The organism is Xanthomonas sp. BRIP62409 (genome assembly GCF_003992965.1).
Classification (GTDB): domain Bacteria; phylum Pseudomonadota; class Gammaproteobacteria; order Xanthomonadales; family Xanthomonadaceae; genus Xanthomonas; species Xanthomonas euroxanthea.
On the sequence record NZ_QEZJ01000022.1, the window covers coordinates 107,525 to 132,968 of the forward strand.

At 59.7% G+C, this 25,444-nt stretch carries 18 protein-coding genes, 1 other RNA gene and 2 pseudogenes; 10 read left to right on the top strand and 11 right to left on the bottom strand.

The window, feature by feature from the left end:
• Nucleotides 1–150: 150 nt before the first annotated feature.
• The 6 genes and pseudogenes from EO170_RS13435 to EO170_RS13460 form a co-directional block, all read left to right on the top strand.
• Nucleotides 151–675 (top strand): annotated as a pseudogene (locus tag EO170_RS13435) (site-specific integrase); the annotation flags it as partial.
• A gap of 175 nt (nucleotides 676–850) precedes the next feature.
• Nucleotides 851–2,134, top strand: a complete 1,284-nt coding sequence (locus EO170_RS13440) for an SIR2 family protein (RefSeq protein ID WP_206514016.1) — start codon at nucleotides 851–853, stop codon at nucleotides 2,132–2,134.
• Entirely contained in the window at nucleotides 2,134–2,664 is a 531-nt protein-coding gene (locus EO170_RS13445; RefSeq protein WP_065031341.1) for a hypothetical protein, read from the top strand. Before EO170_RS13440 ends, EO170_RS13445 begins: the two co-directional genes overlap by 1 nt.
• Entirely contained in the window at nucleotides 2,661–4,709 is a 2,049-nt protein-coding gene (locus EO170_RS13450) for an AAA family ATPase (protein WP_065031342.1), read from the top strand. The genes EO170_RS13445 and EO170_RS13450 overlap by 4 nt, the downstream gene beginning before the upstream one ends.
• On the top strand, nucleotides 4,706–7,024 hold the full coding sequence (locus tag EO170_RS13455; RefSeq protein WP_065031343.1) for a hypothetical protein: 2,319 nt from the start codon (nucleotides 4,706–4,708) through the stop codon (nucleotides 7,022–7,024). The genes EO170_RS13450 and EO170_RS13455 overlap by 4 nt, the downstream gene beginning before the upstream one ends.
• Nucleotides 7,011–11,057 carry a hypothetical protein gene (locus tag EO170_RS13460; protein ID WP_196768837.1) on the top strand — a complete coding sequence of 1,349 codons (4,047 nt, stop codon included), beginning with the start codon at nucleotides 7,011–7,013 and terminating at the stop codon, nucleotides 11,055–11,057. The genes EO170_RS13455 and EO170_RS13460 overlap by 14 nt, the downstream gene beginning before the upstream one ends.
• A 251-nt stretch (nucleotides 11,058–11,308) precedes the next feature.
• On the opposite strand, the gene EO170_RS13465 is transcribed toward EO170_RS13460, so the two are convergent.
• From EO170_RS13465 to EO170_RS21890, 9 genes are all read right to left on the bottom strand, one after another.
• The gene (locus tag EO170_RS13465; protein ID WP_081280518.1) at nucleotides 11,309–12,028 is read right to left on the bottom strand and encodes a DUF4238 domain-containing protein; all 720 of its coding nucleotides are present in this window, start codon (nucleotides 12,026–12,028) and stop codon (nucleotides 11,309–11,311) included.
• A gap of 430 nt (nucleotides 12,029–12,458) precedes the next feature.
• Nucleotides 12,459–14,414, bottom strand: a complete 1,956-nt coding sequence (locus EO170_RS13470) for a DUF3732 domain-containing protein (protein WP_065031345.1) — start codon at nucleotides 14,412–14,414, stop codon at nucleotides 12,459–12,461.
• Entirely contained in the window at nucleotides 14,411–14,899 is a 489-nt protein-coding gene (locus EO170_RS13475) for a three component ABC system middle component (protein ID WP_065031346.1), read from the bottom strand. Before EO170_RS13475 ends, EO170_RS13470 begins: the two co-directional genes overlap by 4 nt.
• Entirely contained in the window at nucleotides 14,896–16,119 is a 1,224-nt protein-coding gene (locus EO170_RS13480; protein WP_065031347.1) for an ABC-three component system protein, read from the bottom strand. The genes EO170_RS13475 and EO170_RS13480 overlap by 4 nt, the downstream gene beginning before the upstream one ends.
• 167 nt (nucleotides 16,120–16,286) lie before the next feature.
• Nucleotides 16,287–16,362: non-coding RNA, sX9 sRNA (locus EO170_RS13485), on the bottom strand.
• A gap of 80 nt (nucleotides 16,363–16,442) precedes the next feature.
• Nucleotides 16,443–17,039 (bottom strand): restriction endonuclease, encoded by a 597-nt coding sequence (locus tag EO170_RS13490; RefSeq protein ID WP_081280519.1) that lies wholly within the window; start codon nucleotides 17,037–17,039, stop codon nucleotides 16,443–16,445.
• A gap of 320 nt (nucleotides 17,040–17,359) precedes the next feature.
• Nucleotides 17,360–17,767 (bottom strand): hypothetical protein, encoded by a 408-nt coding sequence (locus EO170_RS13495; protein ID WP_065031349.1) that lies wholly within the window; start codon nucleotides 17,765–17,767, stop codon nucleotides 17,360–17,362.
• A 57-nt stretch (nucleotides 17,768–17,824) separates the two neighbouring features.
• On the bottom strand, nucleotides 17,825–18,118 hold the full coding sequence (locus EO170_RS21800; RefSeq protein ID WP_231110579.1) for an H-NS family nucleoid-associated regulatory protein: 294 nt from the start codon (nucleotides 18,116–18,118) through the stop codon (nucleotides 17,825–17,827).
• Between the two features lie 27 nt (nucleotides 18,119–18,145).
• Nucleotides 18,146–18,271, bottom strand: a complete 126-nt coding sequence (locus tag EO170_RS21890; RefSeq protein WP_256359909.1) for a hypothetical protein — start codon at nucleotides 18,269–18,271, stop codon at nucleotides 18,146–18,148.
• A 585-nt stretch (nucleotides 18,272–18,856) separates the two neighbouring features.
• Between EO170_RS21890 and EO170_RS13505 the strand changes: the two are divergent.
• Nucleotides 18,857–19,411 (top strand): annotated as a pseudogene (locus tag EO170_RS13505) (site-specific integrase); the annotation flags it as partial.
• 14 nt (nucleotides 19,412–19,425) lie between these two features.
• Here EO170_RS13505 and EO170_RS13510 read toward each other — a convergent pair.
• Nucleotides 19,426–19,773 carry a helix-turn-helix transcriptional regulator gene (locus EO170_RS13510; RefSeq protein ID WP_065031351.1) on the bottom strand — a complete coding sequence of 116 codons (348 nt, stop codon included), beginning with the start codon at nucleotides 19,771–19,773 and terminating at the stop codon, nucleotides 19,426–19,428.
• A gap of 272 nt (nucleotides 19,774–20,045) precedes the next feature.
• Here EO170_RS13510 and EO170_RS13515 point away from each other — a divergent pair, with 272 nt between their 5' ends.
• On the top strand, nucleotides 20,046–20,675 hold the full coding sequence (locus EO170_RS13515) for a hypothetical protein (protein WP_231110580.1): 630 nt from the start codon (nucleotides 20,046–20,048) through the stop codon (nucleotides 20,673–20,675).
• Nucleotides 20,676–20,831: 156 nt separating this feature from the next.
• Here the strand turns inward: EO170_RS13515 and EO170_RS13520 are convergent, their stop codons facing one another.
• The gene (locus tag EO170_RS13520) at nucleotides 20,832–21,929 is read right to left on the bottom strand and encodes a hypothetical protein (RefSeq protein WP_065031352.1); all 1,098 of its coding nucleotides are present in this window, start codon (nucleotides 21,927–21,929) and stop codon (nucleotides 20,832–20,834) included.
• Nucleotides 21,930–22,813: 884 nt separating this feature from the next.
• Between EO170_RS13520 and EO170_RS13525 the strand changes: the two genes are divergently transcribed.
• Both EO170_RS13525 and EO170_RS13530 read left to right on the top strand, forming a co-directional pair.
• On the top strand, nucleotides 22,814–23,563 hold the full coding sequence (locus EO170_RS13525; protein ID WP_126944114.1) for a hypothetical protein: 750 nt from the start codon (nucleotides 22,814–22,816) through the stop codon (nucleotides 23,561–23,563).
• Nucleotides 23,560–25,419 (top strand): hypothetical protein, encoded by a 1,860-nt coding sequence (locus EO170_RS13530; protein WP_065031354.1) that lies wholly within the window; start codon nucleotides 23,560–23,562, stop codon nucleotides 25,417–25,419. Before EO170_RS13525 ends, EO170_RS13530 begins: the two co-directional genes overlap by 4 nt.
• Nucleotides 25,420–25,444 lie beyond the last annotated feature (25 nt).

Consider the following 25,444-nt stretch of genomic DNA (forward strand, 5'->3'; position numbering starts at 1 on the left):
AACCCCGGTGGCACGAAGGCAATCAAGACATCTACCCACGTTCCTTCAGCCGCTGCCGCGGGCCACCACGGTTCGAAGAAAGCAAAACCACTTGCCGCAAACATGCTTCCGCGCCGCGAGTAATCCATGGTCACGTCGCTTTCATAGGCGAAGGGCCTGCGTGACCGTGCCCTGCTCTGCTTCGGATTCGCGAGTGGCGGTCGTCGGCGCAGCGAGATCGCGGCTGCGGATATGCGCGACCTGCGCAAGGTCGGCGAGGTCGGCTACATCTATCGATTGGAGTATTCGAAGACTCAGTAGGCTGGGGTGAAAGCGGACTCGACGCCGGACAAGCCAATCCTAGGACGCAGCGCCGAGGCACTTGCGGCTTGGCTGGAAGTCGCGGGGAGCTACGAAGGGGCGATTTTTCGACGGATTTGGAAAGAGCGCGTCGGCCCTGCCCTGCCACCCGGCTCTGTGGCTGCTATCGTAAAGCGGCGGGCCCGCTTGGCGGGGTTAGAGGGGGACTTTGGGGCGCATAGCTTGCGGTCCGGGTTCGTCACCGAAGCAGGCAGGAAAGGCATTCCCTTGCCGGCAGTTATGGCGATGACCGAACATCGTGCGGTGGCTAGCGTGATTGGATATTTTCAAGCGGGCTCAGCAGAAGATAATCCCGCTGCACGACTTCTAAGATGAATGATAAAAAATGTCGGTTGCCGTGGCTAGGATAGACGTCGATGCTGGGTCAGCTGATGATTAGCGGTACCAATTGGTTTGGGATCTCTGCTAGATGTCCTGAGGAAATGGAATTTCTATTAGCGCCGGGGGTGGGTGCGTGACGCCTGAGACAATTTCGCGGCTATTAGCCTCGATGAATGCTGGTCGCCTTCTTGTGGTCTGCGGTGCGGGACTCTCGATGGCGCCCCCAAGCAGCCTGCCGTCGGCCCGCACGGTTGCTGAGCGATGCTTCGACAAATACCGTCTCGAATCTGATCCGAATTGCGACCTTGGTCTTCGGGACAATCTGGAGGCACTCGCCGAGCACTTTGCAGGCCTCAACACTCTGCAATCGGTCTTCATCGAACACCTTGTGCCCTGGCCTGCTTTTGTGCAGCCTTCGAATACAGGGCATGCGGCGATCGCGGATTTTCTCATCACCCGCGCCGCCGTTGCCGGCATATCGAGCAACTACGACACGCTGATCGAGCGACGCGCTTGGGACTACGGCGCGGACTTCCGCAGCTCGCTCGACGGAGACGAGGCCACGTCCCATTCCGTCCGCCAGGCACCCTTGTTGAAATTCCATGGCTGCTCCCAACGGGATCGGCAAGCCACAGTCTGGGCACCTTCACAGCTCAATAATCCGACCATCTCGGGGCGCATTGCGCGAAGTAAAGTCTGGATGGCTGCCAACCTTCGGCAGAAGGACCTGCTCGTCGTCGGCTTTTGGTCTGACTGGCAATACCTCAATGCCGTGATTGGCGAAGCGCTGATCGACGTGCAGCCGTTGTCCGTGACCGTCATCGACCTCTCGCCGACAAACGCGCTCGAGCAGAAGGCCCCGAAACTCTGGGAGATCGCGCACGCACAAAACGTGACGTTCGAACATGTGCAAGAGTCAGGAGCTGCGGCGCTTGACGAGCTTCGTCGAGCTTTCTCATCGAGCTACCTCCGTCAGGTCCTGGACGCCGGACGAGCCGCCTTCGAGCAAGCTACCGGAGCCCAGTGTGACCCGGCTTGGCTAGACGTTGGAAATTTCGACAGCGAAGCCCTCTATGGTCTGAGGCGGGATGCCGAAGGCGTCTCGGCGGCAGAGCCGGCGAAGCTCTTGCGTCCGGTAAATCCAGAAACCCTTGGCTTCTTCCACTTGCTGCTCCGTCAGGCCGGCGCCGTTCAACGCGCCGATGGTTATGATCTGAACGGGCGGAGCATCCGGGTCCTCAACGGGGCGCAATGCATCCTCGGGACGCTACGTGGGAAGTTCGTCGAGCCGCCTGCCGCTGTGCAGTCCGACATTGTTGTCGCGGTAGGTGCGACCGACTTGGGCGTGCCGGACAATGTCGTGCGCAGCGGACGCACCGGTAACGTCATTCGTCCAGACCCAGCGGGCGAATGGTATGACCTTCCTGGGGCAATAGCTGCGTTGGGCATCTGATGGACATCTTCACCCAAGCCGAAATCCTCCTTCGTGACGCACAGTATGAGACCTGGACGTGGACTGGCTCGACCCGCCCGGTGGCCTGTTTCGAAAGCGCGGCGCTGATGGGATTCGTCCACGTCTTCGATAGTGCAGATGCTCTCCTCGGCACGTGGGAGGAGAACCAGAAAATCACACTCGCTCGGCATGCCGCTTCGTTGCGCGGAGCCGGAGCGAAAGCATGGAACGTCTATTCGGTCTTTCTGACACCGGATCAGGATGCGCGCCGAATGCGCGAGATCGAGCGCATCGAAGAAGATTTCTCTTTGACTCGGAAAATCGCGAGGGCCTCCATCAATACACCTGGTGACGTTGAGAAGGCGCTGCTACCGCTGCTGTCGATACGCTCCAAGCCGCTACTCGGCGCCTCCAACTTCGAAACGAGGCTGCGGACCAGGCTGAAGGACATCCCTCCGGATGCCGTGACCGCTTTCCTAAGCGAAACCACGCCAGCAGAGATCGCTCGCATCTTGGGGGCGACGTCATGAGGCTCGATTTCGTAGAAGTATGCGGCTTTCGTGGCTTCAGGGATCTCGTCCGGATCAGTTTCGGACGGGGCTTCACTGTCATCACCGGTCGCAACGGCGTGGGCAAAAGCACGCTGTGCGATGCGGTCGAGTTCGCGATCACTGGATCCATCGACAAGTACGTCGTCGAAAAGGCCGCGAAGGAGAGCCTCAGCGATTACCTTTGGTGGCGCGGCGAAGGTGTTCCAAAAGCCCACTACGTGACAGCCTCCTTCATTGACGACAGCGGCTACCCGTTCACCATCACGCGAACGCGAGAACGCGGCTCCGATCGTTCACCGGAGGAAATCCAGTCCGCGCTTTGCCGCGGACCTGCGCCAGACGACGCACTTCGGCAGCTCACCCGGACGTCGATCATCCGCGACGAATGGATCGCCGCGCTCAGCCTGGATCTCACCGAAACGGAGCGATTTGATCTTGTGCGCTCGGCGCTCGGTCCATTGGAAGGGTCGGAAGCCGGTAGTAGAGCCAAGGAAGTCGTGACTGCCGCCGAAGCCGCGCACACTAAAGACGAGGCCACCTATGAGGCTGCCCGCTCGCGACTGGCCGACAGACTGACGCAGCAGTCCGAGACACAAGCCGCGCTCAGCAGATCAGGGGACGTGTCCGGCGCGCTCCAGGTGATCGCTGCCGCGGCGCCGGAGGCGCCCATCGAGCTGACGGCACGTCTGGCTGCAGGTCGAACCGCGCTCGCAAACGGACGAGCCAAATTGGGCCGGATGGGCGAAGCGCTTCAACTCGGTCGAGAGGTCGCGGCGGCGCAGGCCCTCTACAACGCTCCCGAGTCCGCGGCGAGACGCAAGGCCGCATTGGCAGCGCATGAAGCAGCGCAGCGCGAGCACGAGGCTGCACGGCAAGTCCTTTCTGAAGCCGAACAACGTCTCTCGCGGGAAGAAGAGATGGACGTGATGGCGGCGTCGCTGAGCTTCCTCATCGAACACGGCGAGCGCCTCGGGCTGCACGACGATCATTGCCCGCTTTGCGCAGCCCATCGAACATCGGACGAGTTCGCCGCCGGCCTGGCTGCGGCGCGGCGACGGATCACATCAATGGCGTCGGGCGTTCAGGCCGCTCGCGATGCTCTCGCCTCCGCAAAACAGAACGCGCTGCGACCCAGCCTCACGTTGCAGACAGCTACGGTCGCGATCCAAGCGGATGCGGACGAGGTGCGGCGCCTGCGCGACTCGGAAGCGGCGCATGTGGATTTCTGCGATCAGTGGGGGCTCGATCACCGCTTCATCAAGGATCCTGACGGGCTGGAGCAGGCCATTTCTTCAGAACGCGACCGGTTGATCGACCTCGAGCGCGCGCTACTCGTGCTGGAGGCCTCGCAAGCTCTGTCGCGAATGTCGTCGATCGAGAGCAACATCTCGGCGCTGCGCGCTGAAATCGATAAGCTGGCGCATTCGGTTGGCCAGTCGCAAAATGCCGTCACAGCAGCCCGCGAGATCGAACGCTCTGTGAGACGTGTCAGCGCGGAAATCATAGATGAGCGCCTTGCTGAGATCAGCCCTCTGCTCAACGAGCTCTATCAGCGCCTGCGACCGCACGCCGACTGGCGGACAATCGACTACAGCATCCGTGGTGACGTCCGACGCTTCCTAAGCCTCAAGGTGGGCGATGGGCTGAATCCGCAATTCGTCTTCAGCAGTGGTCAACGTCGCGCTGCCGGTCTCGCTTTCCTTCTCTCGGTCCATCTTGCGCGGGCATGGACACCGCTCAGGTCCCTTCTGCTCGACGACCCCGTTCAGCACATCGACGATTTCAGGGCCCTTCACCTGGTCGAAGTGCTCGCTGCTCTGCGCTTGGATGGGCGCCAGATAATCTGCGCCGTCGAAGACCCCGCGCTGGCCGATCTGCTGTGCCGGCGCTTGGTGAGCACTTCTACGGAGGGAGGCCGGCGTCTCGACATCGACCTTGGACTGCTCGGCGCCACAAGCGTTGTCATCGACCAGGAAATCAATCCGATGCCGGTCGGAGTTTTGCGTGGTGTCGCCACCGCATGACGGCCGATAGCGGGCAAATCGAGCTTCCGGCAACGCGCAAACGTCGAGCGCACGGCCCCTGGAGCGATCTGGCGCTCCACACCATTGGCTGGCGCGCGTTTCAGGATCTTTGTTCGCAGGTGTGCGAAGTCGTACTCGGCCGACCCGTAGAGATCTTCCGTGAAGCGCATGACGGCGGCCAGGACGCGGTCTTCCTCATCGCCTCGGGAACGAACGCACCGCCCATAGGCACGGTCCAGTGCAAGCATACGTCCGATGCCATGAGGGCCTTGAAGCTCAGCGATATCACCCCCGAGCTTGAAAATGTCGATGAACTCGTCAAAGCCGGTCAGGCGGACACCTATGCCTTCATGACGAACATGAGCATAGATGCACCTGTGGCGGCTGCGATTCGCGCCAGGCTCCGAGCGCTCGGCGTGCGTAAGCCTCACATTCTTGGTCGCCAGTATATCGTCCGAGTCATCAGAGCTAGCGCGCGGCTGCGTGCCCTCGTCCCGCAGGTTTACGGCTTGGGGGATCTCACCTCGATCGTGGACGAGCGGCTAAGCGAGCAAAGCCGGGCGCTGCTTGACAGTTGGATTCCAAAGCTCCGCACCTATGTGCCCACAAAGGCCCATCGCGACGCCGTCAACGCCATTTCCAACCACGGCGTAGTGCTCCTGTTGGGCAATCCCTCAAGCGGCAAATCAGCGATCGGCGCGATCGTCTCGACGATCGCTTCGGAAAACCCGGATAACACCGTTCTCGCTCTGACCAGTCCCCGCGATTTCGAGGCTGGATGGAATCCGAACGATCCGGGCCGCTTCTTCTGGATCGACGACGCGTTCGGCTCGAATGTGCTACGCGACGACTATGCGCAGGACTGGGCGTCGGCCTTCTCGAAGCTTCGAGCCGCAATCAAGCACGGCAACCGCTTCCTCCTGACCTCCCGCAAGCATATCTATGAAGCGGCACGGCGGCGGCTGGGACAGCGCAACCTGGCCCAATTCGCTGATGGCAGCGCCGTTGTCGATCTCGGCGAACTGACATTCGAAGAAAAAGCCCAGATCCTCTATAACCATGTGAACTTCGGTGAGCAGAGCCAGAGTTGGCGATCAAGCATCAAGCCACACCTAACCGCGGTCGCCGCCGTTCGCGACTTTCTTCCTGGGATTGCCGAACGTCTTGGTGACCCGAACTTCACCAAGGGGCTCGCGCCTCGTGAAAGCTCCCTAGTTCGCTTCATGGAAGAGCCGACAGAGCATTTGATCGATACGGTCAATGCCCTGGATGATCAGCTTCAAGCCGCGCTCATCTTGGTTTACGTCCATCAAGCCGGCTTCGATCCTAGCGACCACGATGTGTGGGCTGCCCAGGCGGTCGCGGAGCTGACGTCGTACAGCCTCACCAAGATCCAGGATTGTTTCGCTGAATTGAAAGGCTCGTTCTTGAAGCTCTCCGGATCAAAGTGGACCTTCGCCCATCCGACGATATCCGACGCGCTGACGGAGATCCTGCGCCAGAAGCCGCATATGATGGCAGCGCTCATACGGGGCGCGACGATCGACACCATTCTCAACAGTTTCACGTGTGAGGGCTCGCCTCTCATTAGAGACGCGCTTGTCATTCCGACGACGCTCGACGACGCACTGGTCGCCCGGCTTGGCCACACCCCCGATGAACGGCACCGGAACTGGATGCTATTCCACTTCTTGTCCTATCGGGCGAGCGGACCCGTGTTCACAAAATTGGTGCAGCAGCTTCCAAATTTACTTAGACGGTCCTGCTGGCAAACCGACCTCGCCGGCAACAATCCCCAGATCGCCGCGTACGCCCGAGCCCATCACCTCGGTGTGTTATCGGAAGATCTGCGCTCGGAGGCCGCCGACACATTGGAATCGGCCGTGCTCACAAACCTGGATTCATCCATCTTCGACGAACCAGAGATGCTGGCGCTCATACCGCCGCTGAGACTGGTCGGCATGGGATTGGCACTGCGAACAACCGTGCTGCCCTCGATCGAAGAGCGGATCGACGAGATCGTCGCCGACGCTGACTTGGACGAGGAGCCTGACAACCATTTCAAAAAGCTTCTTGGTGTACTCGATCGCATTGAGACGATCGGCGTTGACGCGGACGCCACAGCGCTGATCGACGACGCGCGTGATCAGGTGAAGCGGTCAATCAAGGGACTGGAGGAGCGCAAGCGCGAACGGGAGGAAGGCTCAGAAGACGAAGCGGATTGGACGCACATCGTGACGCAAAAAAAGGAGGAAGCTTCGGCTCTCACTCCGGTCCCCACGAAGCGCTCGGTGTTCGACGATGTCGACAAATAGTCATGAAGACGCGCAGCGGCTGAGCTCCAGCCAGTCGGGCCCGCCCTTGACAGATAGCGCGGATGCGAAGCGTCCCCTACGAGGCGCCGCAGCTGCTCAAGCGGGTTTCGACTATCAGCTCGACGTCTCAATCCTCGCGGCCCTGCAACTTCTCCTCATTTCTAAGTCGGCTACGCGCCTTGTGCTCGAGCCCGCGAACGAAGAAGATTTGGAAGCGGATCTTGAGCCCCACAAGCCGGGACGCCTGCAACCAAGTGCAACCGTCGCAGGCGGGTACAAGCTTGTCGTCCAAGTCAAAATGGACAACGGCGAGCCGTGGTCGATCGAGGATTTCGAAGCCCTGCTCAAGCACGGCTCTGAAAAAAAAGGTGGGCGCCGAAACGCCCTTCATCATCTCGACGAACCGAATACTCGTTATCTGCTCGTCACTAATGCCGACGCAAAAGGCGTCGCACGTGGACTGCTGGTCGAAGGCTTCGAAGAGGTCTCGGACAAGGCAAGCTTTCCGCCGAGCCTGCACACGACATTGAAAACGTCGCCCGAAGGCCGTGTCGCGATCTGGGGGAAGCTTACCGAGAAACATCTCGCATCCGATATCCGAGCGCTAATGTCGGACCTGTTGCACGTTCCCAAGGTCGAGCAACTAAATCTCCTCCAAAAACTCCGTCTCGAAGCCAGGCGGCGGACCCGAGGCAGCACGCCCGGTCTGTGGACGAGCGATGACCTTCTGGCAATGGTGCGGGCGCACGGCGGATTCCTGGCCAGCTCCGCCAGCCTCGAGCATTTCGTGCCCCCGGCGAACTTTGACGAGATGCTCAAGGTCATGAACGACAAGAACGCAGTCGTCATTCGGGGACCTTCGGGCACAGGCAAGACGCAGGCAGCGCTCAAGCTGTGCGATATCGCGCGACGGCGTAATGCTGTGCTGGAGGTCGTCACCATTGGGGCGGACGATGCGCCGACGAGCGTGCGCAAGGTCGTCAATAACGGACCGACACTCTTCTACGTTGATGATCCATGGGGCCAATTCAGCCTACGCGGGGGCAGCGAGGCTTGGACCGAGCAATTGCCACGCCTCCTTGCCAAGGCTACGCCGGATCATCAGTTCATCGTCACCTCCCGCAGCGACATGATGCAGAGCGCCAAAGTCGGCGACAGCCTCAACGCATGGTCGGTCGAGTTGGATGCGGGCCAGTACCGGGACGGTCAACTCCGCGAAATTCATGACAACCGCATGGACCAGCTAACGGCCGCCCTGCAGACCAAAGCGTATGCGTTTCGCAGTGAGGTGCTCAAGAGGCTTAGCACGCCGCTTGAGATCGAGTTGTACTTTGCGCACATGCAAACCGGCCACGATGTCGGCGAGGAAAACCACATCTTCTTTCGCCGGTTGCTCGAGTTGGCGCAGCGCGATGCGGTGGAAGGCGTTGTCCTCAGAGCGCTATCGTCGATCGACACATGCGGCACTTCAGCTATTGTTTGGGCGCTGCTGGCGGCAAGAGGTCAGTTCGACCGCAGCCGACTCCACCCTCTTCAACGCGCGCTACGCGGGCTGGATCGTGCACTCGGCGACGGCTTGGATCGACTTACAGACCGCATGATCGCGGCCCGCCATTTGCGTCAGCCGGCCCGCACCATCGCCTTTGCTCATCCTAGCGTCCGACAAGGTTTTGAAGCCTTCGCCAAGGAGAACTGGGGACAGAGCGAGGCTGCGATCAAGGCTCTGATCGCAGCGCTCGCTCAGTTGCCGTCAGCGCATCGCGATTGGGGCTTGGAAACCGCCGCCCGAATTTTTGAAGTGACGCGCTCGTTTGCTCGCCGAGAGGACGTTGATCAGACCTTCGACATTGACTCCGGCAGCAAGGAAGCGATCGATGCTTGGCTGGACGAAAGCCTTATGGATCCGGCTTCCAAGTTCGCGCCCTTGCTGGAGTTGGCGTCGGAGGTGGGCAGCGATGAGTCCATACCGAGCCGCGTCGCGAGGTGGCTGTTGAAAGGCACGCAGCGGGGAGCTTCTTTCTTCGTTCGTGACTGGCAACCGACGATCTTTGACGATGCCTGGTACGACGCCGTCGCAGCGAGCCCGTTCGCGGCCAAAGTCGCAGAGCGATTTATTCGTGAGCAGCTTGGCTTCGACCGAGGGAATTACGGAGCGGGATTCGCAAAACGGCTCGATCGCTTCGCACCCAACTTGACCTCCGCCTATCACGACGCCGCGCGCCAGATGGTCGGCAACGGCTTCGAGCTCAACGCCGACGCCGTCGCGGCCGGCGCCGTGCGCGACCTAGATGGATTTGAGATCGTTTTGCAGGCCGCGCTGGACGACCTCGCGAGCATCCACCGCGAGTATCTTCAGAGCGGCCGGGAGGCGTGGCGTGCGATCGAGGATGGCGAACGGAATCATGCCGTCGAAGAGGCCACCCAATCTAGCCATGAAGGCGACGGTTACACATCCGGCGTCTTCATCGACGCCTATGTCCAGCAGCTTCGCGCAGAGGGTCGCTGGTTGGTCCTTGCCAACCATCGGCGCGTCGCTGATTTGGTTCCCGCTTGGTCGAAAGCGCTCGTGATGTCTTCCCACCTAGTGGATAGAGATGAGCTTTTGGCTATTGTCGCAGCAAGCAAGGATATGGATAACGAGCTAACTGTTTGGGCTGCGGTGCGGAAGCACTGGGTTGCAGAACTGGAGCCTGGGCTCATTGCGCATGTCGCATCTGTTCCCTCTTCGGTCGATTTGCGTAACGAGCTTGTGCTTACAGCGCTGGAAGTCGCGCCGAATGCGCTGATTACGGCGTTCCAAATGAATTGCACGCAACTTGATCGGCAAATCAAGCTGCTCACTTCCATGCAGAAATCTCGTCGGCGGCTGGGGGAAAGCAGTCACGCCAAGCTAAGCCCCGTCGTTGGCGCACTTCCAGATCAACTCAAGGAAGTATTCGATGCCTTTCCCACCAAGAAGCGGAAGGCCCGCGCGGTCAATGGTCTAGCGCTCATACTCCTGACAGGCTGCGTACCACAGCTCGATGCGGAGGCGCTTGATCTGGTTGTACCCGTCATCCTTGCAAGCAAAGGCGACGCATCGGATGCGATCGCTCAATGGCTGAAAATTGCCAGCTGCCAGAAGCATGCCGTGAGTGCGACCGAGGCTGCGATTGCAATTGGCAATATCACTCTCGTTCAAGCAGCGCTACGACATCAGCGCGCCGACGCGCGCCGTGCGGCGCTGCTTCATCTATCACAGGCATCCACCAATCCTTTGCCACCGGAAATCCTCGAAATGGCATCCGACCCCGGTAGCCGAGTACGCGGCGCATTAGCCGATCTACTCGCGAAACGGCCGCACCCGGATCACCTAAACACACTGCTCACTTTAATACATGACACTTGGTCGAGCGCCGCAGCATATTACGACGATCCCCCGAGCTTTGATATCGCGAGAGCCGCCGTTGTTGCCCTTGCCGATTACACCCCCCTATCCGATGCAATTGGCGATTCGCTTATCGATCTTGCGAATACTACGACAGACAGAGCGCTTAGCAAGTACGCCCTTATCGTCGCCGCGAATTGCGGCAGCTCTGAAATCCAACAGCAAATCTGGAGTCTCATCAACATTCCGGAAGCGCGCTGGATTCGGCTTGATGCCATTGATGCCCTGGCCGACGCTGATTCCTTAAGCTTGAGTGTCGTCGGATACCTAACTCCTGATTTTCTACTGCATTCGCCAGCTATCGTTGCGGCATCGGCGGCGCACCTCGTTGGGGCTCATGCTACGGCGAACGATGCTCTGAAAATCTTTGAACGGATCGCCAACTCGAATAAGCGACGCGCTCTGCTGCTCGTCGGGGCCAACGCAATGGCCGGGCGTGACCGCGTGACTGCTGACCGGATCCTTGATTTGCTGGAGCCCGGCCATCCTGGGCGTCAACTACTGGCGGCGACCGAACCTCTCTCTGGATCCATTCTGGATGATCTTTGCGAGGTTCGGCTGCGAGAGGCTGTCCGAACGCGACTTGGTGACCGCATTGCCTCTTGACGAGCTTCGGTACCAACTTCCCGAAGTGGTTTCGCTAGATATGCCGCTCCGTAATGCCATCCACTCTAGCTTCAGGGCAGATACCGCCGCCTACCCCTGATAAATCTCCCTAATCTCTACCCTGCTCCGCCCCAGAGTCACCTCCCCCTGAGCGGGGTGCGGATTCTTTTGAGTCTGCGCGCGATTTGCACTAGAGAATCAGGAAACGCCGTGCGTTGGCTCGAACTAGCTGCAAGGTCAGCTCGTAAAGATCAGGTGTCAACTGAATGGCCTTGAGCCGGTGGACAGCAGATTCCATGGAGAGCATGACTAGCAGATTTGGCCCTATCGGCATAAGAGCGTGCGTTCCTGGATCGTTGCCGATGGCCCAGCCGAAGTTGCCCGATGACAACTGCGCTGACTGCAATGGAAAGCAGGCTCGATCGCAGGTGATAGAGACGGGTTTTTGAGAAAAAATAGGTTGGAACTAGGCCTTGAAAGCGCTTGAGCAAGGTTGAATCAAAAGCTAATTTGGCCATGTCATGCGGTGTCTGCGACGCAAGCGCCGCTGCTTGAGCCGCATCCGACTGATCATGCTTAAGTTCATTCTGCAAAGCCTCGAGTGCAGCCGGCGTCCGGAAATAGGCTACTGCCGCGAGGCCCTTAATGGCAGTGTCGAGGCTTGCATCCGCACCTGCAGTAGCCAAATCGGCCGTGACTTGCGCAATGTTGGACCCACTAGCCGCAATCGCGTTCAAGGTCGCCGCATGCGGATCATAATTACTCTCGTAAGGCTGGAACATCTTCTCGATCGCGTTATCTGGGCGCGTGGCGTCGGCTTCGTAATAGAAGCGCTCGACACACACGTTTTCAGGCGATGATGAGAAATCCCTCTCCGACACTCGATCTTCGACGCGAACTTGGCCACGAGCGTCCGCCCAAGCCTTCAAGTAGGTGCGCGGTACATAGTGTTGCCGGACAGTACTGAGCATGGACGCGGCTCCTTAGAAGTCAGCTCATTGTGCGGCATCTTGCGAAAATCCCCAGCGCGGCTCATTTGGGTTTGAAGCGTCCCGGACGAAGGTCGAGCGTTGGCACCGGTCTTCGGTAGTACTTCACCGTCGGTGCAGAAGGTTTGCGAGCGCTCGTAGAAGAAAGCCGCCTGCGGAGCTCTTCATTGGCCGATCGGGCAGCGTTATTGACCGAAAGCAAACAGCCGCTACCCTCGATAAACCTCCCTAATCCTAGAAATCGGATAGCACCTCCCTGCTTAGCCCTGTGTGCCAAGGTCCGCTTTCGGCCAGGAGCGGACCTTAGTGAAGGACCGCTTTCTTCTGGATCCACCCAACGAACAGAGTGGAGGCCCACGTTACACCACCCCGCCAGCCCCCCATACCGGCCGTTGCATATCGGCTCGATGGATCAGTTCGCCGCTCCTGGCGGCCATTCCTCCGGAACCAGCGCGGGCGGCTTGGTCCACGGTTTCTCGACCAGCGCGTCTTGGAACCACTGATCGCGCAGGTTCGCATGCTCAGTGACGATCAGTTGGAAGCCTGGAACATCGTCCTGTGTGAACTTCAGCAACAACTCGAACAGCCGGCGCACCGCATCAAGGTCGGCGTCGGATTCCGTCTTCTGCACGGAACCGTCGGCATCCCTGTAGACCTGCTCGGAGGGGAAGTAGACCTGGGTTGGTTGGTCGATCAACAGGAAGCGCGGAATAGGACGGTTGTTCTGCGCCGCGAACAGGTGCAGGGCGAGCAGTGCTGACAGATGGTAGGCCAGATGGTTCTCGCCGCCGCCGGTCCTTCCCATCGGCACAGGACGCTCGGGTCGATCGAAGATTATTGTCAACTGCGGCAGGTTGAGCCGCGCAGGGTAAGGACCGAACTCGGCGTTGAACTTCTGGATGTATCGCGACACCTGTGCGGAGATGTTGTTGAGGATCGAGGTCAGGCGTTCGCTGCTGTCGTCGGCACCGATCTGCTCCTCAAGCTGCTTAACTTTGTTGATGAGACGGCGATTCTCTGCTTCCAGTTTGGCAAGATCCTCATTCGGGAGGAGCGTTTCCAGGAACAGGCTGATACGGCCGACCACGCGCGCGGCTGCGTTGTTGCGGGTGCCCATCTGGGCGATGACTTCGTTGGCCGAAATCGCCGCGGATAGCTCCGCTTCCTTCTGCTTGATATCGCCCGCGATCCCATCCGCTTTGCCGGTCAGTTCGGCGAGGTAGGCTTCGAGCTTGGGGCGCTGGCCGGTGGCGATGCGCAACTCTTTGTCGAGCGATTCCAATTCGTTGAGCAGGACGATGGCGACCGGGGATTCCAGCGCCAAGTTTTGCTCGCTGAACGGCCATTGCCATTCGCCACTGTCGGGGTTCTTCGGCAGTGCCTTGATTGAGGCCAGCCGGTCTATCTGTTCGGCGGCCTCGTTTTCGTAGCCACCCGCCCGCTTGGCGAACTGTCGTGCCGCGTCGATCCGGTTCTGAGTATCACGGCGATCCTGACGCAACTGGACTAACTCATCCTCCAGAAACGAAACCCGGCTGCCGTCGTCGTCTGGCACCCTCTCAGGCTTCCACGACAGCGCCGACCTCAGTGCGTCAATGATCCCGTCCGCATTCGGGTTCTCATCGGTGTTGCCAATGACCCCCACTGTCTTTGCTTCCGAGTAGAGGCCGATGGCTTGTTCATGCGATGTGTCGACGGCGTCGCGCGCTTGCTCTAGCTTCTTGTTGCTGACCCTCAGATCGCGCTGCGCTACGCGTAGCTTGGATTCCAGCTCGTAGCGATCGTGGGAGGAGACGCCAAGCAAGATTGGCAACGTGTCGCGGATCGCCTGCGGTTGGAACTGCTCGTTCTGGCGATAGAAAAGTTGATCCTTGTTGGCGACCAGTCCCTGCTTCTGGAACAGGTAGTAGAACGTGTGCTTGACGTTCGCGTCGTAACTATCTCGGCTGTGCTCAAGCGCGACTTCGGTGCGGTTCTCGGGAATTCCAAGCAAGCGCGACAGCAGTTCGACAATGCTGTCATCGTCAGTGTTGACCGCCAGATCCTTGAACTCGGGCACCTGCAATTGGGTACCCCTTCGCAACATTGCCGTGCTGCAACTGGCGCCACTGCCGGGCGGGGTCGGCTTGGCAATAAGCACTTGTTCTTTCTCGAACTGGTAGATCACCGCAAACCAAGACACTTTGTCCCGGATGATGCCTTCCGGGACGTTGAACGAGGAGCGTCCCATGCAGTATTCGATAATATCGGAGAGCGCAGACTTGCCGGTGGAGGAGCGACCGGTGATGACATTGAGTCCGTCTACCTTAAACCGGAGGTCTCGGCGCTGGCCGTCATGGCTGTAGATGTGGATGGATCTGATCTTCATGGACGAATCCCGAAAGTCGTATAAACGGTCGCCCGGTCGGCTATGCGTGCAAATTCCTTTCCGACGATCCGCGCCACTTTCTGGCAGGCGACGGTTTCGGCGGTGCCATCTACGCTCTTGCGGACCTTCCTGGGCACGGTCTGGATGCGACCGTCGTCCGTGACGGCGATGCAGCCTCTTTCCATTAGCAAACCGAACCCCTCGAAGGCATACGGCAACATCTGCGTGACCCGGTCCGCGAAGCCCACCATGATTTGCTGGTTCTTCTCCGCGGTCTTGAGCAGGTAGCTGCGTGGACTGCTGGCGATCACTTCGCGTGAATCCTTGTGCAGGCACAGGGGTAGTACAAGCAGCGACAGTGAGAAGGGCATGCCGCGGGCATCTTCTTCTTCGTAGCCATGCAGGGCGCGGAACAGGACCAAGCCACAGAATGCAGGGTTGAACAGGTTCCGAATCTCGAAGGGGCGCTGATCCCATCGCTTCACGATGCCACCCCCAGCACCTGGCCAAGGCGGTCGAGGAATCTGGGATGCCAGTAGACCTTGGGTTCGGGCGTGGCATCTGCCAGGATGTGGAAGCTGCCGCGAAGGACATAGGGCTCCGTCACCCGTGCGCGAATGCGTAGGGATTCGATCTTCCCAGTCTCAAATTCCGCCCAGTTGTAGAGCGCCGCGCCGGCTTCGCGCAGTGCTTCTTCCGCGCTGTCGTCCTTCAGCTTCTCGAAAGCGACATCCTTGTAGCGACCCCACTCATCGGTGAGGCGATCTTCGTACTCCTCGACCTCTCCCAACACAAGCAGGTTCTCGCGCGCCCAGGCCGATCGTTGTTCGAACGCCCGGTAATAATCCAGAATCGCGCTCCTGATCCGATTTGAGGAAATGCCGATCTCGCGCAGTTGGGCCACGAACAGGCGTGGGTCGGCATCAGTGTCGATCTCGTCTGCGGGCGCCTTTCCACGGAAGGTGATAGGTAAGTTGTCCGCCTTGTATTCCTCGGCGAAGTTCGAGAGCTTGTCCGAGACTTCGTAGCCGAAGATCCCTTCCGACTTGGCGCCAGTCAACTGCTTGATCATCGCATCGGTCCACCAACCCTCCAGCCGCTCGAAGACGAACTCTCGGTGCTCGCGCCGGATGCTTCGCATGTGCTTGTCCCTTATGAGCGCCGGGATGTCGCCGATGCGTGGGCTGCCATCGAGGATCAGGATGCGTTCGAGAAAATCCTGCTTTTCGGGATCTCTCAGTTCATTGAACGCCTTGGCGATCGGTGCGATGAGTTTTGATGTCGATTCGGCAAGCGCGGCATCGGCCAATTCGGTAAGCGTTGCCGCATCACGGGAGGCGACAGGCTGATCGGGGAGAAGATGGGCAAGGAACGAGCCGGTGGACACCGTGCCAGTGGTGAACAGGAAGAACCGCAGGTTCGACGCAGCGCGGCCATCTCTCTTGTACCGCACCAGCCAGATGTTGACGGACTTCCAGAAATCGGTTGATAGGTCGGTGAGCCTATCGCCGATCGCTTTGTGCTTCAACGAGGCCAAGGACTTGCCACCGTCGCCGTCTATGAAATCGAGGTCATCGTCCTTTTCGAGGAAGATGGAAGTATCTTCCGGCAATTGAAGCACTTGTAGCAGCGCGAGACGTGCCTGGTAGATATATCCCAGACCCTGCTCGCCGGCTGAAAACTTATCGGTGGGCGCATCGACCATGCAAAGTCCTTGTGCTGTTCTTGGAGGTCGGGGACGACGATAAGCTAGGGCCACATAGCGCATCTTCCGATGCGTTATGTCTTTACTCTCTTTTCCCCCGACTATGGCCGAAAATCCGCCCCCCCTGCCTGTCCATTCCTGGCAATAGTAACAAATCGTTTTAGAGCGGCTAACAAAACGTAGCGAGCAGCCGTCAGGTGGGCGCGGACGGCGCGCAGGAACGACAGTGTACGAGTGGTACATGAGGATTCTGAGCACCGGCCGCGCCCGCCTGGCGGCCGCGCAGTAGTTTTGTTAGCTGCTCTTAGCCGGGGGGATCAATTTTATATTTCGCTGCTGGGGCGGCGCATGGGCACCTCCACGACCTTGAGCCTGACTCGATTCTGGAGATTGTTGTGCTCTTCGAAGTAGCGTGCAGTCGAATGCTTCTTGACAGTACCATTGAGCCGTAGCTTGACCGACGAGAAGCACCGATTTGAATCAGGAACCACCAGATGGAAATGTAGTCGGCGACCTTGGTATTGTCTCGCAAGGTAAGCATCGGCCTTGTGCAGAATCCAACGAACTTCATTGGCGCTGATGCGCTTTCCGAATGTATATTTGCACTGGACGTAAATGGTCTCGTCATCGCGTTCAAGAACCAGATCCACGCCGCCGTCCACGAAGCCGAATTGAAGTCCTCGGTACGTCACCGCATAGCCTTGAGCCTCGAACTGCAAACCGACATGTCGTTCGTACACATAGCCCCAGTGAGAGGGTGAAAGCGAAGCGTAGGGGAAACAGTGAACTGACTTTCCGTCCTGGACCACGTGCAGCACTTTGTTCATGCTATCGAAAACTAGATGGCCGGATCTCAATGCTCGTCCGAGCCGCAGTCGTTCCTTCGTAGTGCTGCCTTCTCTTGTGGTTTCAGTCGTCATGATCTCTGCTGTTCGGCGTCGATGATCCTTCTCTCCGTTGACAACGATAGCCCAACTGGGCGTCTCCCGGCCTTGCCGGGCCGCGCTGTCGTGCTGCGCATAGATCCGAAGACGCCAACGCGACGTGGACCTAGCAGCACCGCCAAAACCAACTGGCCGGCTTGCCGGTGCAACAAAGCCCCCTTGCGGGGGCCTCGTTCGTCGGCGCTTGGGTGGGGATTCTCGTCCCCGCCCCCAACGCCGGGTGAGATGGCTTGGACGGCGCACCCATGGTAGCGAAAGCTCTTTGGGCCACCATCAGGGGCCATGTCGACCGGCTGTCAGACTTCTTCCAGGAACGTGTCGGATTTCTCAGCCAGCCACTGCTCCACGGCTTTTCCTTTGAGTTCCTGAGCCAAGTAGCTGGAGCAAAGCGAGGTGCCGTCCGAACGCAGGTTGGCCACCGTATGTGCGGCCAAGACTGCAGCCCCCAGAAGGTGTACCTGAGTGCGCCCGCTTTCCTCCCAACCCTTGGGGAGGGATTCAATGGCGGCCAAGGCCTCTTGCCCTGAAAGGTATTGGATGCAAGTGAGGTAGGACCACTGGAGGCCCACTTCCTCGCGCAAGCGCTTGCCGGCGGCCTTCTCGTCCAACCGGCCTTCAACACTGTCCAGCAACACTTGGGCGGCCGCGATGGCCTTGCCTTGGGGAGAGAGCCGGCTCTTCTTCTTGGGGAACGTTCCGCGCACGATCAGGCCTTCTTGGTTGCTTTCTTCGCAGGCTTCTTGACGGCCTTCCGGGCGGCTTTACTCACCGGCTCGCTTGCCTTCTTGACCACCATGGCGAGTGCCTTCTTCACTCTGCCATCGGCTGACGGGAACTTCACCGGGATAGACCTTAGCCCATGCCTTGCCCTCGGCGGACTTGGCCCATGCCTTAAAGGCCTTGGGGGCCAAGCCGCGGCCTGCCCAGGTTTCCCCGCTGGGAAGGAGGTACTTCGGAGCCACCTTGCCGAGCTTGCGGCACTTGCGGGACCGCGCGGCGTCCTTGGGTGCGCGCAACGGCTTGGCGTCGATCGTTTCCCCGATGAGCTTGGCCACCTGCTGCCGCTGGGCGGGGCTGAGGATCTACGCATACTTCTGGAGGACCACTAGGGCTTTCGGCACCTCGCCGTCGCGCTTCTCCACCAGTTCCTTCTGGGCTTCGAGCTGTTTGATCTCGGCATTGAGGGATTTCAGCGTGATCAGGGGCAAGGGAGGGCTTCGTTTGGGAATTCAACGGTTATAGCCCACCGCTGGGGCATGACCACCCGACACTGCCTAGGACTACCAGGAGAACCAAGTTTCCTTCAATTTTCCACTGGGTCACTTCGGGAACGGTTCTGGATCTTCTTTACATCTGGCTCAAGCTTCTTGTTCTGGTCCAGAAACTTGGGTCACCTCACAGCCGGGCGATGGCCGTGAGGTGATCCATCCCGGCCAGAGCGAACGTGCGCCGAGCCTGCCTCAGGTGGCAGTAGCCGATCAAACAGAGTGGCGATGAGGGGGGGCTGGCGCACATAACAGGCAATCGCTGAGGCGTAACGGTGCGCCATTGCGGTGCCTGGTGAATCGCCCAGAGCGCTGTAGACAGGCACCACCCTCACTGGATGTCCGCTATTGGCCAGAGGCGGACCTCTGCCCTACCCCCGATAACGCTCCCTAATCCTCTGCCCCGCCCTGCGCAGTGTCCGCTCTCGGCCGTACGCGGACATTCGTGCGGGTCAAGCGTGTCATGTTCATACTGGGATCACTCCTCGGCAGCGGTCCGACATATCGGCGCCGGTCTCAAGCAGAAAGCTGCTTTCCGCCTGTGACGACTCATTGGAGGGACTTCGAGATAAGGCACTGCTGCTGTTTGGTTTTGCCAGTGGCGGGCGCCGACGCAGTGAGATCGCGGCAGCTGACTGGCAGGACCTGCGCCGCATCGGCGAAGACGCTTTCATCTATCGGCTGGAGCACAGCAAAACCCAGCAGGCTGGTCCGAGCGCAACTGCCACACCCGACAAACCGGTGCTGGGCCGCGCAGGACTCGCCCTGGCTGAATGGCTGAGCGCGGCCGACATCACAGATGGGTCCCCTCTTCCGTCGCCTGTGGGTGAATGCGTCGGTCCTGCCCTGGCGCCGAAGGCGGTTGCAGCGATTGTGCAGCGGCGGGCATTGCAGGCGGGGTTGAACGGGGACTTTGCCGGCCACAGCCTGCGCTCGGGCTTTATCACCGAGGGCGGCCGCCAGGGCATCGCCCTGCCCGCCTTAATGGCGCTGACTGAGCATCGCTCCGTCGCGCAGGCGATCGGCTACTTTCAGGCCGGGGACGCGTCAAGCAACCCAGCGGCTCGACTGCTTGATCTCTAGCGCGGGCCAATGCGTCATCGGCCCTTGCGCGGCTCCCGCTTCGCAGGAGTTTTCTCAAGGCTTTTGAGCAGATCCTTCTTCTGGCGAACGGATAGGTCATTCCACTGCAGAAGCAGTTGGGCCAACAGCTCGTCTTCGGTGTAGAGAAACGCCGCGGGTATGCCAAGTACCTCAGCCAACTGTTTGGCTGTCTTGATCTGGGGTTCGTGCTTGCCGCGTTCGTACTGGTTGATACGTGGAGAGGCCACGGCGGGATCCAAGCCGGCAAGGATGCCGAGCTGCTTCTGAGATAGCCCGGCTCGTTCGCGCGCCTGTGCTAGCCGCAGCGCAAAAACCGGATGTTCTGCCGTCCGCCTGTTCACTTTTGCCCCCTCAAGGAGGGCTAAGGATGGCGGAAGTGACCGGCGCTTGGATACTAAGATATTCTTAGATGCCATGGCAACGGTCAGCACGCAGTCCGCGGTCCTGGATCGACTGCTCCTGGTCCTTCGTCGAACCGATGAACAACTCAAAAACGCAGTCTCGGGATCTAGTGCGTCCTGACGCCCCAACTATTAGCGACGTCCGTCATCTAGGCGGTCGTGGCGCCCTCTATCTTCTGGCTTTGGTACAAGCTCGCCACGCGCGAACACGCGTGGCGCCCACGGTGGAGGGCACTCACAGTGTTCTTTCGGTATTGGATGCGCTGGGGGTTGTCCGAGTCGAGCCGGAGGCCGGCCCGGATAGCCATACGATCGACGGTGACAAGATTGCCTGGTCCTACACTTGGCCACACGTCCTCTTCGAAGAACTGGAGGTGCGGCTCAAGGACTACCTGCAAAGTGAGGCTCAAGAGCCCCCTTATGCAGAGATGTGGTTAAGGGTCTGGCAGGAGCTGGTTCCGCAGGACGTGACAGCCTATCTTCGGCATCAATTGCGCATACATCAGTTTCCCGACTTTTTTCTTGTGGAGCTGGCCCGGCTACTCATGCTTTACGACTCGCTATACAGCCTGGGCCACTGGCGTTATGCATGCTGGGCAGCGGTGCGCAGCATGGCGTCGATATCCTTGCAATACCCTGGCAACGTCGAGATGTTGAAGTCCACGCTAAGCAGCGAATTGCCGCGGCGGCTCAGGCTCACTCAGGGCAGCTTGGAAGGAAAGCTTTGCTTTTCTCCGTCCTACTCTCTTCCGGACTGTGCGCTTACGTCGGTGTTCTCCACCGTCGCCACGCGACTGGGCGATCGGTACTGGATGTCGCCCCCAGCCCTCGAGCTGATCTAGCACCTACGGCTCTTTGCTTGCTCAACGTAGAAGCGATGCTCTTCATGGCGACGGGCCTCCTTGGGCCTGATTGTCGCAGAAATTTTAGTGCTGGCTGATCTAAATTACAGGGAGTAGGTCAACCTTCTAAGGCACGTACTGCGTGCCAATATAGGGCTAGGGGTTGGGGTTGAAGAACTCATCCAAGATGCCTGCGAGCCCGCGGAGAGCCCGGAATCTTGAGATATAGCGCAGCATCTCAACAGCGTCCTCATCAGAAGTGTTGAGGTTACCCAGGAAAATATCGTCAATCAGATCCTGCCGCTGCTGACGAATTGCTCTCGCAGTCTCCATCCACTCCTGATCCGCGTCGCCTTCAGAAAGTCGTTCTAGGATCTGGTCGCGAAGCACTTGATAGTTCTCTTGGAAGTCATCGAAAAATAGCTCCATGTCGCCGTCCCTTAGCACAATGGGCGATGTGTAGGAAGCCTCACATCTTTGCAGCATGTGGTGCGAGGTATACACCGACACAACAGGCAGCTCGGTGTGGCACCGATCCCGCCGCGTTCTGAAGCCCAGCACCTCAGGCGACACTGGGCCACTGGGCCGACGCAGCAGACGGACTTCAATCAGCGTCGCCAGCGCCTGGCCAACCAGGTGATGCGCATCCCATCGGGTCAGGATGCGGCGAACTGACCAGCGAAGCGCGTCCAGGTAGACGTCGGCCTCTTTGAGCGATAAGGCGTCCAACGCGAGCCGGAAGGAACATGCCAGCAAGGCAATGGCATCCACAGAAGCAAACTCGCCAATGTTGTAGGCGTTTTCCGCGATGGTGCGTAGGTCTCGATTGTCACTTGCTACATTCTTGAAACCGCTGCTTATAGCCACCACCCGCTGTGTAGGGGTCAGCCGAACCAATCCCAGCCTTCTCAATAGGTCAGCGTGGATCGCCCGAATCTGGTCTCCTGGCAGAACTTCGGGCCCTGTGAGTTGCCAGAACGGGGAGTTGTAAAGCGCCGCCGCTGCACTTTGGTGGTAGTCAGCGTGTACGGCCTCCACGAGCTTCAGGCCATTGATGCCCCGCAGCTTTCCCGGGTCGTTTCCGATGTGGAAGTAACGCTGAAACACTTTCCGGAGCGGACGTTGGGTGGACGTTCCACCATCAATCTTCTCCAGCCAGTGCTCATCAAGAGCATGCCAGGAGTCAACCTCCGGCGTGCACACCAGGACGATCCAGGCCCACAGGCGATGTCGCGTTAGCAGCGCGATGTCCATCGGGGCCGGACCAGGCCGCTTCGGGTGGTTCTTTGGAGTGTCAGTTCCCATGGGAAATGGCATGCCACCGGCACTCCGCAAACTGTGCAACAGTCTGGGGGAATACGCCACTCGTCGCCAAATCTAGCCATGAAAGTCTCTCTCATGCACGTAGGTTCCAAAGACGCACCCAGCCAACCCCTCGCGGATCTACTCGCAGAGCACGGTGAATTGGTGAGTGGCGGTGACCTCCAACGCTGCTTGGGTTTCAAGAGCGCCCGATCGTTTCAGCGTGCTCAAAAGGAGGGGCGACTGCCCGTCACCACCTTCTCGCTGCCCGGTCGACGAGGCGTGTTCGCGCGCACGCGCGACATCGCGGCTTGGCTTGGCTCCTTGGGGGCCGCCGGCTAGCGCTCATGGAGGGCGCGCCTTGCATCAGGGCCACGACAGAGTGGCCATCCACAAGAAGAGAGGTGCTGATCGCCTAGATTTGACGACCACAATGCAAAAAGCCCCTGCGAACAGGGGCTCGGGATGCAAACTTAGTTAGCGGCTAAGTGCGTCCAGGGGACCACGGTTCGCAGGCTCTGTCAATGCTTTCGCCCTCTTGGACGTAAAGGCACGGGCGGCATTTGCCTGGAGAACCTCATGCACATCTAAGGTCCACGCCCGCACTTAGCACGTGCCGGTCGACCCCATCGCCTTCCCGTCCTCCGCCACTAAGCACAGCGGCGCCGCCATTTCTGTGGAACTAGCGGCGGACCCTGGACCGACGGCCGTCGACGCACGCCATCGATTGTGGTGCACACGCCCTACCCCAACCGCAGTAAATCGCACTGCGGCGGTTACGGCTGTGCGCCTACCCATCAATCGAGGACGCGACGTACCACTTCCCTGGAGCACCCATGTCATTCATCTCACAAATGTCCCCGGGCAGCCCGGCTGCCTTGCCCCGAGCGATTGACCCGTCCGGATCGCTACACCAACCCGGGCCCCGCCCCTTCGAACCGCGAATCTACGGCAGACGCGAATTCGAAAAGCGCGACGTCTACGGTTTCCTTTCCATCAAGGAGGCGCGACCGGTGGAGGTCGACGGACTGCCGGCCATAGCGGTGGCACTGGCGCTCGAGTGCGATCCGCATATCGCGTGCTACACGGAGCGTCCCCGCACCCTACCCTTGGGCGACAAGAACACCGAGCTGCACTTTTGGGTGCGGCATGCCTCGGGTTTCGAGCAGTTCCTGCTGCTTGTGCCTGATGCCGACTGCGTACAAACCGTAGGTGGAATTCCGCGGCCGCGGGAAACTGAGCGTTGGCAGGCTATGGCACGTGATGCCGGCCTGCAGCTCCGCTTCGTGACCGAGCATGATGTACGTGTTGCCGGCGCGACGATTGCACAGCACAACCGACTACTGGCCTTTGCTCAGGTAGCGCAGTCACTGGGCAATCGTCTGGCATTGCGCGCACGAATCCTCGCCAACGTCGAGCAACAGTCGCGTGCGCGGATCGACCAGCTTGAGGCAGCGCTCGCACCGTTCGATTCGGCAGATGTCCAAGCGGTGACTTGCGAGCTGATCTGCCTCGGAGCCCTTGACTTTGATCGCGAGCAAGAACTCACCCGGCGTTCGGTTGTTGCGCGGAGGAATCGCACATGAAGCCGCGCTTCACCATCACCGAGGCCGACGCGCTTCTAGCCTTGCCGCGGCCGGACACAAAAGCGATGACGGACCGGACTGAGGAGGAAAAGCAAGCTATCGATAATCGCGTCGGCGCATTGGTGGCTCTGTTGGAGGGAGCGCCGATCTCGCAAGTCGCTACGGCGTATTCCATATACCCCAAGACACTGCGTCGAATGCTGGACCTTTGTGCCAAGCCCGCCATCAACGGCGGGATCAATGGCTTCGCGGTATGCATTCCAGGGGCGCGACTTGTAGATCCACAGCCCCGCCACACCGGCCTCCCGCCACAGGGCCGGGCACATGCGATGACGCAGCTGGTCCTGGCAATTCCAGAGCTCGGCGCTTTAGTCGCTAAGTTCAAGGGAGAAGTGCCCACACGAACGCGAACTAGTCCTGCATTCGATCGACTCTACGCACACATCAAGCGGATGCTGAAAGAAAAGGGGTTGGATGATTGCTACCCGCTCAACACGCGCGATGGTGGTCGTAGAGCGCTGTCGACGTTCATAAGGCGCTCGCGCGAGCACAACGCCGACCAAGCGATGGCTTTTTCGGCGCCCATGGCCTTGACGAAATGGAAGGAACTGGCAGACATCCGGCCGTTCGATGAGATGCAGTTCGATGGGCACTACATTGACCTCAAGGACCAGTGTGTCGCAATACCACTGCCCGATGGCACTTCGGTGCTTGCAAAAATCTCTGGGCTCCTGCTGCTTGTTGAGTTCGATGTGGGGTCGCGCGCCTGTGTTTCTTGGCAGGTGGTCATTGACGCTTCCTACGATCAGTTTGACCTGCTGCGAACATTGTCCGCTGGGCTCACGCCGTGGCATCCGCGTGACCTCAGTGATCGTCGTATGCGCTATCTGCCTAATGCGTGGATGCCTGCGGCAATGCCGGGCCTGTTGCCTCGTGCGCTCAAGCTGTCGCTTGACAACTTCTCTGGTCATTTGGCCAAGCATGCCCGCCGCACGATGCTGCACCACCAACTCGGCATCTATAGATTCGGTGTCGCTGGAATTCCGCAAACCCGCGCCGAGATTGAAGCGTTCTTCAAGCTCATCGAACAGAAAGTGCTCCGCTTCCTCGCCGGAGGATTCGAGCCAGAGACGAAAAATCGGGTTGAGCAGAAGGTTTCTACACGCATGGCGTCGAACTATCCGATCTTCGCCGACTTGCTGGAGGACTTTCTCGATGTCGCCATTAGTACCTATAACGTGTCCGCACATGCGGAACTGCATAATCGCAGCCCGCGCGAGGTCGCCGAACGCTACATCGAGCTTGGTGGCATGCCACTGCGCTCCTCGCGCACGGCCGACGACGCGCGCGATATGCGGCGAATCCGTGTCCAAGTGACCATTCGCGGGAGTAAGAGCGGCGATGTTCTACCGCACGTCAACTACGGATATGGCACCTATCGTAGTGACACGCTCAATCCCCGTACGGACTTGATCAGCGAAAAGTTCCACGGCTACATCGAAGACGATGACGCCCGATTCCTAACATTGCTCGATGAGCGTGGCCTGCCTTACATCACGCTGCAGACGCTACCTCCCTATGCACGCACGCCCCACACGCTCGCCGAACGCAAGCGTGCCGAAAAGCTGAAAAGGTCCCATTCGGGGCGCTGGGAGGGTATCGACGACTTAATCGAGGCCTATCACGCCGACGTCCGCGAATGCGCACGACATCTCAAGTGGGCGGCGGACGAAGTTGCCAGTGGCGCTTCGCCCCGTGCACCAGTTGACCGGCCGCTCGGCACCTCCAGCGGCGCGGCGCAAACGCTGGCGGGACTTCCGCCACGTGGCGGGCCGGTGAACCTCCGCCGGCGCTGAACCGTTGCCTCTTCATTTATGGCGG